A 12,269-nucleotide genomic window follows, 5' to 3' on the forward strand; every position below is an offset into this window, starting at 1 on the left:
GTGCCGACAGGCGGGGCAGAGCGTTTTGGTTACTTTGCCGCTTTTGCAAAGTGACTCGCTGTAAGAGCGAAACCATAGGTGGCCGTTACCTAAATAACGGATATGCCCCCAAAACAAAACCCTCAGCGCACCAAGCTCAAATCCACCCGCCCATCACGCACCGGCGGACACCAGTAATACCCCCCAGTCAACGGCTTGCTAATGCGATACAACCCATCAACAATCCCATCCTCAAGCCCACTCATCCGCCGCAGTTGCGCTTCAAACGCATCAAACGAATGCCCAAACGCCAGGAACATCAACCCCGCCTGACCATTCTCGGCCCATGGCATCGACCGCCGCACCACAAACGCCTCCGGGGTAAAACTCTCCTGAGCCGTACGCTTGGTGTGCGCCGACTCCGGCGCGTCCTCCAGCTCCTCGTTATCACCATGGCGCCGACCAATAATGTGGTCCCGCTCCAGAGCTGGCAACGCCGCAAACCCATCCAGATCATGCTGCCACTGCTGGATCGCCGCAAAACTCGCACCACCCTGCGCCACCGCTGCCTCCACCGCCGCATCATCATGCGGATTCTCAGTGCCGTCCTCATAGTCGGTCAGGTCAAACCCGGTCTTGTAGCGAAACCCCTCGGTCATCTGCACCAGACCAAACCCCGGCGCCAGGGCCTTCTCGAACGCCCGGCTGCGCAACAGCAACTCACCGCGATCCACACCGTGCAACCAGACCCACAGCGCCTGCTGGGTCGACGGATTCTCCGCCCCCGGCCCGCTCACATGAGGGAACGCCCGCAACCCGTCAATCCGGGCGCCAAGGGCATTGACCAGCGGCTCACCAAAACCGACCACCGCACTGGCGTCCACCAACTGCACCAGCGCATCCAGTGCGGCAGGCACGGCATCCAGCGACTCAATGGCAAAAAACAGATGGCGTGCCTGCAACGGCACCGGTGCGGCAAGAATGCCCGGCTGGTACTGACGCATGTGAACTCCTTCAAGAAAGCCGCGCAGTTTACCCGGCGAGCTCACGGTTGTGCTCAAGGTTTTCCAAGGTTCGCGGGTTAATGCGTCTAGCCCTTGCCACACGGGCCGTTGATGGGTGAATCTCTAGTCACGTTTTGCAACCATTCCAGGGGTAGCGACATGACCACCGACAACCTGCTCGCCCAGCTGTTTCCCACTGCCGCCGAGATTCCCGAGCAATTCCGGCTCGCGGCGCCCATCGAACAACGTGATTACCTGGTCGGCGGCCAGTTGCATGTGTGGAACGGCCCTTTGGCCGAAGTGCGCAGCCCGGTGCAGTTGCGCGGCACCGACGGTGACACGCCGGTGATCATCGGCAGCACCCCGCTGCTAGACGCCGACACCGCCTTGACCGCCCTCGACGCTGCCGTGGCCGCCTACGACCGTGGCCAGGGCGCGTGGCCGACCATGCGCGTGGTGGATCGCATCCAGCATGTCGAAGCGTTTTTGCGGCGTATGCGCGAACAGCGTGATGCAGTGGTCAAGCTGCTGATGTGGGAGATTGGCAAGAACCTCAAGGACTCGCAGAAAGAGTTCGACCGCACTTGCGACTACATCACCGACACCATCAACGCCCTCAAGGAACTCGACCGCCGCTCCAGCCGCTTCGAGCTGGAACAGGACACCCTGGGGCAGATCCGCCGGGTGCCACTGGGCGTGGCGCTGTGCATGGGCCCCTACAACTACCCGCTGAACGAGACCTTCACCACGCTGATCCCGGCGCTGATCATGGGCAACACCGTGGTGTTCAAGCCGGCCAAGCTCGGCGTGCTGCTGATTCGCCCGTTGCTGGAGGCGTTCCGCGACAGCTTCCCGGCCGGCGTGATCAACGTGATCTACGGCAGCGGCCGCGAAACCGTCAGCGCGCTGATGGCCAGCGGCAAGATCGATATCTTTGCGTTTATCGGCACCAACAAGGCCGCCAGCGATTTGAAGAAACTGCACCCGAAACCGCACCGGCTACGCGCGGCGTTGGGCCTGGATGCAAAGAATCCCGGGATCGTGCTGCCGCAGGTCGACCTGGACAATGCGGTCAACGAAGCTGTCACCGGTTCGCTCTCGTTCAACGGCCAGCGTTGCACCGCGTTGAAGATCCTGTTTGTGCATGAGGACGTGGTCGACAGCTTTATCGAGAAATTCAACCGCAAGCTGGCGACCCTCAAGCCTGGCATGCCGTGGGAAGACGGTGTGTCGCTGACGCCACTGCCCGAGCAGGGCAAGGTGGATTACCTCGGCGGCCTGGTGACCGACGCACTGGCCCATGGCGCCAAGGTGGTGAACGAGAATGGCGGCGCCAGCCGTGGCTCGTTTTTCTACCCGGCGGTGCTGTACCCGGTGAACCCGCAGATGCGCGTGTACCACGAGGAGCAGTTCGGCCCGGTGGTGCCGATCGTGCCTTACCGCGACCTGGAGACGGTGATCGACTACGTGCTGGAGTCGGACTTCGGCCAGCAACTGAGTATCTTCGGCACCAGCCCGAGGGAAGTCGGGCGCCTGGTGGACGCGTTCGCCAACCAGGTGGGCCGGATCAACATCAATGCCCAGTGCCAGCGCGGGCCGGACAGTTTCCCGTTCAACGGGCGCAAGAACTCGGCCGAGGGCACGCTGTCGGTACATGATGCGTTGCGGGTGTTTTCGATCCGTACCCTGGTGGCGACCAAGTTCCAGGCGAGCAACAAGGAACTGGTCAGTGACATCCTGCAGGAACGCACGTCGAGCTTTCTGACCACTGACTATATTTTCTGAGCCCGACACCGATCTAAAAATGTGGGAGCGGGCTTGCTCGCGAAAGCGGTGGTTCAGTCACCGGATGTATTGACTGACACGCCGCCTTCGCGAGCAAGCCCGCTCCCACATTGGAACTGAGTGAAGCCTGAACAACGAGGTTACCCTGATACCAATGAATCTCCCTCTCTTCGCCCGCCGCTTGCTGCGTCCGTTGCTGGACCCGTACCGGCGCTACCGTCACGCCAAGTTGATCCACGCGGTGCGGGTTTCCATTGGGTTGCTCGCAACGATCCTGCTCACCACCGGCATCAACCTGCCCCATGGTGAGTGGGCCTCGGTGACGATGCTGATCGTGATCGGCGGTTTGCAGCACCACGGCAATATCGGCAAGAAAGCCGTCGAGCGCGCCTACGGCACGTTGATCGGCGCCAGCGTCGGTTTGCTGCTGGTGCTGCAACAGGCGTATCTGGGGCAACCGCTGTTGACGTATTTGCTGATGTCGGTGGTGTGCGGGTTCTTTTCCTATCACGCCATCGGCAAGGGCGGATACATCGCGTTGCTGTCGGCCATCACCGTATTTATCGTTGCGGGCCATGGCGATAATCCGATATCGGACGGGTTGTGGCGCACGGTCGACATCCTGATCGGCATCGTCCTGGCCCTGGCGTTTTCCTTCGCCCTGCCGCTGTATGCGGTGTATTCCTGGCGCTACAACCTGGCCAGTGCCTTGCGCGATTGCGCGGCGATTTATAGCCGGATCATCAGCGGCCAATCGGTCACCGATGATGAACACCTCAAGCTGCTGAATCGCCTGAACGCCGCGATGCTGCAACTACGCTCGCTGATGCCATCGGTGTCCAAGGAAGTGCGGATTTCCATGACCGAGCTGGACACCCTGCAGCGGCATTTGCGGATGTGCATCAGCACCCTGGAGATCCTCGGCAACACCCGCCCCGACCCACGGGACAAGGAAGCCCTGGCGCGCATGCAGGTGGCGTTGAAAGCCGAGCACCGGCAGATTCGGGTGCAGTTGATCGGGATGGCGCGGGCGTTGCAATCCGGGGCCACCGACCGGCTGGAACGTCCGAGCACCACGCCGACCCACGAACAGACCTTTGAAGTGCCGGTGGTCAACGCGTTGGACGGTTACCGGTTATTGACCCTGCAACTGGCAGCCAATATTGACGCCATGCGCCAGCGCCTGGCCAAGAGCGCCAGCCACTGGAAAATCTGATCAGCCCCGGTGCAGCGCCTGTATCAACAGCTGCTGCAACGCCTGTAACCGAGGCGCGGGGCTGTCCTCGGCAAAGCGCAACACGTTCGCCACTTCGGGCAGCGGCATCCGCTGGTCGAAGGGGCGATACACTTCCACGCGCTTGTCGAGATGGTCACTGCTGAGCAGGCCGATGCCCAACCCGGCGGCGATGGCCGATACCACACCCTCCACCGACCCACATTCCACCACCACCTGCCAGCGAATGCCCAAGGCGCTCAGGCGTTCCTGGGCCAGTTGCCGGTAAAAAACAGCCGGGGCCGAAGGCGATCAGCCGCACGCATTCGTCAGGCGCAGGCTGCCAGCCGGGCCGGGCGCACCAGTGCACCTGTTCGGTCCACAGCAATTGGTCCCGCGCTTCGATACGCGGGATGAAATCCTGGTGCAGCGCCAGGTCCAGCTCACGGTCCACCAGGGCCTGGCGAAGCACGTGGCTCTGCTCCACCACAATTCGCACATCCAGTTGGCGGTGTTGCCGGGAAAACTGGCCGAGCAAGTTCGACAACTCGGCCATCGGCACCTGTTCGGTGGCGCCCAGGCGGATGGAACCTTGTAACTGCACCGGATTGAAATGCGTCAGCGCCGCGTCGTGGGCGCCTGCGCAACGACATCCGTGGGGCCGTGCTGCAGGTGGTGGAAAACGCCGGGCACTTTCTGATGGAGGATGCGCCGGAACGGGTGAGTGAGTACCTTGTAGACTTTATCGGCCAGGTTCACAGTAAACGCTGACTGCCATTTGTCGGGATTACACAAGCCAATAGATTTCACACTTTCTCTTACATATTTTTCACGTTTTATTCACATCCAGAGACGTAGGGTAAAGCCTCATCCGTTACAAACGTTGTAGTTAAAAACCCGCCGCCCCAGCGGGTTTTTTTTGCCCGGGATTTGAGTGGCCACACGGTTTCTGGAGAGAGGAGTCGAAGCAAACCGGCTCATTGCGAGCCGGTCTTGATGGGTCAACGAGCCACCTTGTTGACAGGCGACGCCGCTTGCTCACGTATCGCGCGCTGGGTATCGAGCACCCGCGCCAGGGCCGTTTCGGCTTCAGGACTTTGCTGCGGCACACGAATCGCCGCCGACACCAGGGTAATCAGCTTGGCCATGACCTCGGCATCCGTGGCCGGGCGTCCCAGGCTCATGGAGTTCATCAGCAAACGCAGCTCGGTACCGGCCATCACCCCGGAGATCGCCTTGAGGGCAAATTGCAGGCGCACCCCCAGCTCGTTGCGCGGCAAGTCCGGAAGCGCCAGGGCGAAGGCTTCGAAGAAGCGCTGGAACACCGGCTGGTAATGCACCTTGAGGTATTCCTGGATAAACGGCGACGTGTCGCTGTACACCCGCCCCAGGAACCGGATGAATGAACGCCCTTCCCCGCTGGCCGGGTCGCTGCGTTCCAGGCCCATGGCCGGGGCGAACAGCACCCCGAGCAAGGTGTCGCAATCCAGCGGGCCGTCGGATTCGGCTTCGCACCGGGCGAGCAACTCCAGGCGCTGCTCGTTGAGCGGCTCCAGGCGCTGCATCAGCAGGGTTTTCATCAGGGAGTCCTTGTCCCCGAAGTGGTAATTCACCGCAGCGAGATTGACCTGGGCCCTCTCGGTTATCTGCCGCAACAAAACAGCGTCATAGCCGTATTTGATGAAAAGAGCCTCTGTCGCATCCAGCAATCGGGTCTTGGTAACGTTTGGAGCGCTGAGTTTCTTCGCGACCATAGGGATTGGGGTTCCACTGCGGAAATATTGTTTTAAAAATTAATTTGATTTTTTATACCGGGGCCGCTGCCTGAAAGCAAGTAGTGACACAGCGCCATACTATTCAAAGCCAACAGCAACGGGCTCATTGAGGGTAGCTGATGGATTTTTGCAGTGCCGGAAACGTCCCTTTGAAGAATCGTTTCAAAGGGTAAAACCGCTCTATATCCATGGCTGGCGGAACGGCTGGATCGCGGTTAGTATTCAAACAATATTTTAAAAACAAGAAATAAAACCAGTCCGTGACGTGTACCAGGCAGCTCCTGAACTTGTTACAAGGATTTTCGGGGGAAGCACGGCGCTGTCGAGGCTGCAGGCGTAGTCATGATGACAGATACCCCCGCGCACCCAGGCTTTATCTCCTTGCAAGGCATCGGCAAAAGCTATCAGCTGGCCGGTCAACACCTGTCGATTCTCAATGATGTATGCCTGGCCATCGAAACCGGTGACAGCTGCGGCATCCTCGGCGCCTCCGGCTCCGGCAAAAGTACCCTGCTCAATATTCTCGGCCTGCTGGATTTGCCCGACTGCGGCCAGTACCGCTTTGCCGGCCATGACATCTTCAGCGCCAGCCCCGATCAACTGGCGGCGATCCGCAATCAGCAGATCGGTTTCGTCTTCCAGAGTTTCAACCTGCTGCCACGCCTCAGTGCCCTGGACAACGTCGCCCTGCCCCTGAGCTACCGCGGCGTGTCACGCCACGACTCGGTGGAACAGGCCCTGCGCATGCTCGACCAGGTGGGCCTGGCCGAGCGCGCCCACCATCGCCCGGCCGACCTTTCCGGCGGCCAGCGCCAACGGGTCGCCATCGCCCGGGCATTGGTCGGCAACCCGTCGGTGATCCTCGCCGACGAACCCACCGGCAACCTCGACAGCACCACCGCCCAGGAGATCATGGACCTGTTGCTGGCGCTCAACCGCGAGCAGCAGGTGACGCTGATCATCGTCACCCACGACCCGCACATTGCCGAACGCCTGAATCGCAAGATCCTGGTGCGCAATGGCGTGGTGCAAGAGGCCGGGCGCCTATGAGCCTGCGGGTCGAACAAAGCCTGAGCCAATTGCTGCACGAGGCGTTTGTCAGCCTGCGCACCCTGGGCAAGCGCTCGATCCTGGCCTTGCTGGGCATCGTCATCGGCAGTTCCTCGGTGGTGGCGCTGATCAATATCGGGCACAACGCCGCCGAAGACGCGGCGATGATTTTCAAGGACATGGGCACCGACACCCTGGTGGCGCAATTCCCGCCCAGGGGTGCCAGCACTGCGCAAATGCCCGCCAGCCTGGACCTGGAAGCCGTGCGCCGCAGCGTTCCCGGCATTGCCCATATCGGTGCGGTCTCGCTGTTCAGCGGGCCAGTGGTGTTCCATGGCCGTACCTGGAACGCAAGCCTCGTCGGCAGTACGCCGGACCTCAAGGATGCCATGCGCCTGTCGGTGCGCGACGGGCGCTTCCTGTCGAGTTTCGATGCTGGGGAAACCTATGCGGTCGTCGGTGACCAGGTCGTCCAGGCCTTGAGCGTGCCCGGCGACCCGCTGCAACTGGGCGACCGGGTACGTATCAACGATTACCTGTTCCTGATCGTGGGCATTCTGCACAGCCAGCCCCGGGCAATGCTGATTCCCGTACAGGCCAACGAATCGCTGTTCGTCCCCGCCCCGGGCATGCGCCGGATCTACGCCAGCCCGCAAATCGGCAACGTGATCATCCGTGCCACCCCCGGCCAGGATATGGAACGCCTCGCCCAGGACTCAGCCGTGGCACTGCGAGCCCAGCTCTCCGACCACGATGTCGACATTCAGGTGCCCCAGCAAATGATCGATGGCATGACCCGCCAAAGCCGGACCTTCGCCTACCTGCTGCTGGCCCTGGGCGCGATCTCCCTGGTGGGCGGCGGCGTCGGCGTGATGAACGTGATGCTGATGAACGTCTCGGAGCGGCGCCGGGAAATCGGGATTCGCATGGCCCTCGGGGCGCGCCAGCGCGACATTCGCAACCTGTTCCTGCTGGAAGCCGTGACCCTGACCGCCGTGGGTGCGGTATGCGGCGCGGTACTGGGCATGACCGCCGCGTACCTGTATGCCAGGCTGTCCGGCTGGCAGTTTTCCCTGGCGGTGGCCGCGCTGCCGCTCGGGGTCGGCAGCACGTTGCTGGTGGGGCTGTTTTTCGGGATCTATCCGGCGGTGTCGGCCTCGCGGCTGCAGCCGGTGGAGGCCCTGCGCGATGAATAAACGCCTGCTGTTGTTGACCACCTTGGTAAGCCTGCACAGCGTGGCCGCCGACGTGGTGATTCGCCCCTCCGCACCCAGTACCACCCGCAGTGGCTATGAACGCAGCGTGTCGCTGAATGCCCAGTCCACCACCCTGACCCTGGGGGATGCGGTGTACCTGGGCCTGCGCAACAACCCGGCGATTCGCAGCGCGTACCTGCAACGGGTGGCGCAGAAATTCGACCTGCGGGTAGCTGAAGACACGTTCAACCCCAAGCTGACCCTGAACAGCTACTACCGCACGACTAAAGGCACTGAAGACAGCTCCCGCAACGCTAACCTCGCGCCTAATGCCACCTTGCTCGGTGAGTACGGCACGCGCCTGAGCATGAACTGGACCCAGCAACTGAACAACGCCGATCGCGCCGGACGCTACCGCAGCGACGGCCTCGACCTGTCAGTGATCCAGCCACTGATGCGCGGTGCCGGCTGGGACGCCACCACCGCCCCGCTGCGCCTGTCACGCCTGTCGGAACAGGCCAACCGCCTGAACCTCAAGGCCAACGTGGCGCAGACCATCAGCAACATCATCGCCACCTACCGCGAGTTGCTGCGAGCCCAGGAACAACTGAGCATCGTGCAGGACGCCCTCAAGCGCTCCGGCACCTTGCTTGAAGTGAACAAGGCGCTGATCAGCGCCGGGCGTATGGCCGAGTTCGAGATTGTGCAGACCGAAGCCGATATCGCCACCCAGCAACTGGGGGTGGAAGAAGCCCAGAACCAACTGGACACCAGCCGCCTGGCCCTGCTGCGCCTGCTGGCCCTCGACCTGTCGACACCGATCCGCGCCACCGAGGCCCTTGAAGCCAGGCCCATGGACATCGATAAACGCCAGGCTTTCGTGCTGGCGCAGAACCAGCAGCCGGAATACCTCGCCACCCTGCTCGGCAGCCAGCAGGCCGACCTCAACCTGGTGATCGCCAAGGACTCCGGCCGCTGGCAAGTGGACCTGGTGGCCGGTGCCAACCAGATTCGGGCCGCCACCAATGACGATAACGGCTACAACAGCAACCGGCGCTGGGACAGCTACGCGGGCGTGCAGGTGCAGATTCCCATCGGCGACATCAGCACTCGCCAGGCCGAGGTGCACGCGCGGGTCGATGTGGAAAACCAGGAGATCATCATCGCCGACGCCCGCCAGCAACTGGAGCGCGACGTCAACGATGTGGTGCGCGACCTGGGCACTCGCTGGCGCCAGTATGAAATTTCCCAGCGGGCGGTAGAGTTGTCCAAGCGCAAGATCGAAATCGAACGGGAAAAACTCAGCGCCGGGCGCTCCACGAACTTCCAGGTATTGAGTTTCGAAACCGACCTGCGCAACGCCGAGAACTCGCGGCTCAATGCGCTGATTGCCTATTTGAACGCCCAGACTCAGCTCGACTTGACCTTGGGCATGACGCTGGAAAGTTGGGAAATCGCCCTCAATGACTACTAATAAGAAGCGCCTGTTGGGCGTCGTGTTGATTGTGCTGGTGGCCGGCGTCGGCGTCTCGCTGCTCAGCCGTCAAAGCCCGGCCGCCAACCAGCCCGGCAACGCCGAGCAGTGGCTGGCGGTGAAGGTCGACCCGCTGGTGCATCAGATCGGCCTGGTGGGCAAGATCGAGCCTGACACCACCATCACCCTCACCGCGCCGTTCGACGGTAATGTGCAGGCCAACCTGGTGGAACAGGGCCAGCGGGTCGAGGCCGGGCAGGTGCTGCTGCGCATGGACCCGGCCACCCTCGAAGTGCAACTGCGCGACGCCCTCTCCGCCCAGCTCAAGGCCCGGCGCACGGTGCAGGAAATGCAGGACTGGGACAGCGGCCAGCAAGTCGGGCGTGCCCGCCGCACCCTGCGCACTGCCGAAATGACCGCCAGCAACACCCAGCGCAAACTCACCGAAAGCGAAAACCTGTTCAAGCGCGGCATCATCCCGCGCAACGAACTCGACGACCTGAAACAGCAGGCCACCCAGCAACAACTCGACCTGACGGCCGCCCGCGCTGAGCTGCAACAGACCGTTGAACAAGGCAAGGGCGAATACCGGCAGATCGCCGATATGGAGCTGACCAACGCCACCGTGAAATATGACGCCCTGCATACCCTGCTCGACGGCAAGGAAGTCAAGGCCCCGTTCTCCGGCATTGTGGTGCCGGCGCCGGGCAGTAATTCATCGACCCAGGGCGGCGGGGGCAATAACGCGCCGGTGCAGGCCGGGAGCAAGGTCAGCCAGGGCCAGGTGCTGTTTGGACTGGCGAATATCGAGAAACTGAAAATCGTCGCCAAGGTGTCGGAGCTGGACATCAACCAGTTGCACCAAGGGCAGGCGGTGGAGGTGATGGGCGACGGGTTTGATGGGGAACGGCTGACGGGGTCGGTCAGCGTGGTCAGTGGCCTGGCGATTGCCAGCGACAGCCAGGGCAGCGCGCAGTTTCCGGTGACCCTGTCGATTCCCAAGCTGACCCCGCAACAGTTGCAACGGGTAAGGTTGGGGATGAGTGCGCGGTTGACCATTGTGACCTACAACAATGACCAGGCGATTGTCGTACCGGCCCAGGCGATCAGTCGCGGGGATGGGGTGATGACGGTGGAATATCGGGCAGCGATGGATAAACCGGTGGAGCGGGTGACGGTGACCACCGGGCAGTCGACGGCCCAGGGGGTTGAAGTGTTTGGGTTGAAGCCTGGGTTTGTGAAGGTCGGTCCATGAACCCGACCTGTAGGAGCTGGCTTGCCCGAGATAGCAATCTCTCAGTTGATAAAGATGCAGCGGACCCACCGCTATCGCAGGCAAGCCAGCTCCCACATAAGATTTAGAGGTGTGCCAACCTCGCGGCCAGCGCCTTGGCCTGAATCGCGACATCCGTCACTGCGGTACTTTCCCACCACATCCCGCGCAACGGCGGGCCCATGGCAAACAGCCGCCGGCTGACATTCCCGTGGGCATCCAGCACCGCCCCCGACACATCCGCCGCAATCCCCAACGCCAACGGCCCGGGCTGAATCAGCCCGCGCTTGAGCAACTGCCTGGGCAACGGCCGGGCCACGCGCCGCCAGTCATATTCAATCCCGCTGGAGTTGATCAGCGCTGCCCCCGACACCTGCACCACATCCTGCTCTCCACGATGACGCAGGCGGATCGTCACCTCACCTTGCGAAGGCACCAGCCCCTTGTACGAAGCCGCCCGGATCCGCAGCCGCCCTTCCCCATGCAACCGCGCCACCAACTCGGCACTCAACGGCGGCGAACGGTGGTGGTGGCTTTCCCACCAGGGCCGCACATGCCGCACGAACTGACGTTTCTCACCCTCGCTGGCCTGGCTCCACAACCGCCCGATGTTGGCACGCACGGTGTCCAGCGGCGCTTGCCAGTCAATCCCCTGCTCCAGCGCGAGCCGGCATTGGCGCCGCACCTCCCGCAGCAATTGCCGGGGGCTGCGCAGGCTGTGGTCTTCTCCCAGGAAGTCGACCCAGGCCGGCGGCTGCCGACGGACATGGGGCAACAGGCCGTGGCGCGAAAAAATCTCGATGGGCCCGCGATGGCCGGCCTGTTCCAGGGACACCACGGCGTCCACCATGGTCAGCCCGGAACCGATGATCAGCACGGTGGATTGCGGGTCCAGTTGGGTCATGGCCGATACATCCCACGGGTCGACGGCAGCGGCATTCAAGCCGCTGGATTCGGTCTGTGGCGTGCGTGCCGCCGGGAACATGCCGGTGGCCAATACCGCACAGGCACCGCGCAGTTGCTGGCCGTCGCTCAAGGTCAGCCGTGTGGCGTGTTCATCCACCTCAAGGTCTGTCACCTCGGCGCGAATGTGCTCGACGGTCGACGCGGAAATCGCCTTGGCCTCGGCCAGCCGCTGCTGCGCGTACAGGCCAAAAATCCCGCGGGGCGGAAACAGTTCGCTGATGGGCACGTGCTGCTGGTCCGACTCGGGCCAGCCGCCGCCGGCGATGTAGGCGGTCAGCCACTGGGTCAGGTCATCGGCGTTGTCCGGGTCGACGCTCATGCGCGCGGCGTTGCCGTTCAAGGTGTGCCCAAGCTCTACCGCACTGTAGGCCTCGCCGCGCCCCAGTTCCTGGCGCGGCTCGATCACCAGGATCTGCCGCGTGCCCGGCAGGCGCAGCAACTGCACCGCCAGCATCGTCCCGCTCAGGCCGCCGCCGACAATCAGCACATCGGCGTTGCGAATGGCGCTCGTCGCCTGTCCGCGTTCGGTTTCACTCATGAAATTGCGCCCTTAC

11 protein-coding genes are annotated in these 12,269 nt (G+C 62.6%); 6 read left to right on the plus strand and 5 right to left on the minus strand.

Annotation, left to right across the window (positions count from 1 at the left end):
- Positions 1–122: 122 nt before the first annotated feature.
- The gene (locus AC3WKX_RS25145) at positions 123–983 is read right to left on the minus strand and encodes a Dyp-type peroxidase (protein WP_102605526.1); all 861 of its coding nucleotides are present in this window, start codon (positions 981–983) and stop codon (positions 123–125) included.
- A 159-nt stretch (positions 984–1,142) separates the two neighbouring features.
- On the opposite strand from AC3WKX_RS25145, the gene AC3WKX_RS25150 reads away from it, so the two are divergent.
- A complete protein-coding gene (locus tag AC3WKX_RS25150) occupies positions 1,143–2,768 on the plus strand; it encodes an NADP-dependent glyceraldehyde-3-phosphate dehydrogenase (RefSeq protein ID WP_102369501.1) in 1,626 nt (541 codons plus the stop codon).
- A 154-nt stretch (positions 2,769–2,922) separates the two neighbouring features.
- Positions 2,923–3,984 carry an FUSC family protein gene (locus tag AC3WKX_RS25155; protein ID WP_003211716.1) on the plus strand — a complete coding sequence of 354 codons (1,062 nt, stop codon included), beginning with the start codon at positions 2,923–2,925 and terminating at the stop codon, positions 3,982–3,984.
- On the opposite strand, the gene AC3WKX_RS25160 is transcribed toward AC3WKX_RS25155, so the two are convergent.
- The 3 genes from AC3WKX_RS25160 to AC3WKX_RS25170 form a co-directional block, all read right to left on the minus strand.
- Positions 3,985–4,236 (minus strand): LysR substrate-binding domain-containing protein, encoded by a 252-nt coding sequence (locus tag AC3WKX_RS25160; protein ID WP_256579820.1) that lies wholly within the window; start codon positions 4,234–4,236, stop codon positions 3,985–3,987. It lies immediately after the preceding gene.
- Positions 4,139–4,537, minus strand: coding sequence for a LysR substrate-binding domain-containing protein (locus tag AC3WKX_RS25165; protein WP_256579821.1), 399 nt, complete (start codon positions 4,535–4,537; stop codon positions 4,139–4,141). The genes AC3WKX_RS25160 and AC3WKX_RS25165 overlap by 98 nt, the downstream gene beginning before the upstream one ends.
- Before the next feature lie 445 nt (positions 4,538–4,982).
- Positions 4,983–5,735 carry a TetR/AcrR family transcriptional regulator gene (locus tag AC3WKX_RS25170; protein WP_003211721.1) on the minus strand — a complete coding sequence of 251 codons (753 nt, stop codon included), beginning with the start codon at positions 5,733–5,735 and terminating at the stop codon, positions 4,983–4,985.
- Positions 5,736–6,098: 363 nt separating this feature from the next.
- On the opposite strand from AC3WKX_RS25170, the gene AC3WKX_RS25175 reads away from it, so the two are divergent.
- Genes AC3WKX_RS25175 through AC3WKX_RS25190 form a run of 4 tightly spaced genes read left to right on the plus strand, consistent with a single transcriptional unit; the run spans position 6,099 to position 10,731 of the window.
- On the plus strand, positions 6,099–6,806 hold the full coding sequence (locus AC3WKX_RS25175; RefSeq protein ID WP_023658970.1) for an ABC transporter ATP-binding protein: 708 nt from the start codon (positions 6,099–6,101) through the stop codon (positions 6,804–6,806).
- A complete protein-coding gene (locus tag AC3WKX_RS25180; RefSeq protein WP_102605525.1) occupies positions 6,803–8,002 on the plus strand; it encodes an ABC transporter permease in 1,200 nt (399 codons plus the stop codon). The genes AC3WKX_RS25175 and AC3WKX_RS25180 overlap by 4 nt, the downstream gene beginning before the upstream one ends.
- Complete coding sequence (locus AC3WKX_RS25185) at positions 7,995–9,476, plus strand: TolC family protein (RefSeq protein WP_102605524.1); 1,482 nt, start codon at positions 7,995–7,997, stop codon at positions 9,474–9,476. The genes AC3WKX_RS25180 and AC3WKX_RS25185 overlap by 8 nt, the downstream gene beginning before the upstream one ends.
- Positions 9,466–10,731: an efflux RND transporter periplasmic adaptor subunit gene (locus tag AC3WKX_RS25190; protein ID WP_102605523.1), complete on the plus strand. Its 1,266-nt coding sequence runs from the start codon at positions 9,466–9,468 to the stop codon at positions 10,729–10,731. Before AC3WKX_RS25185 ends, AC3WKX_RS25190 begins: the two co-directional genes overlap by 11 nt.
- 103 nt (positions 10,732–10,834) lie before the next feature.
- On the opposite strand, the gene AC3WKX_RS25195 is transcribed toward AC3WKX_RS25190, so the two are convergent.
- Positions 10,835–12,253 (minus strand): FAD/NAD(P)-binding protein, encoded by a 1,419-nt coding sequence (locus tag AC3WKX_RS25195; RefSeq protein WP_102605522.1) that lies wholly within the window; start codon positions 12,251–12,253, stop codon positions 10,835–10,837.
- Between the last annotated feature and the right edge of the window lie 16 nt (positions 12,254–12,269).

Source organism: Pseudomonas sp. GP01-A4, assembly GCF_058780865.1.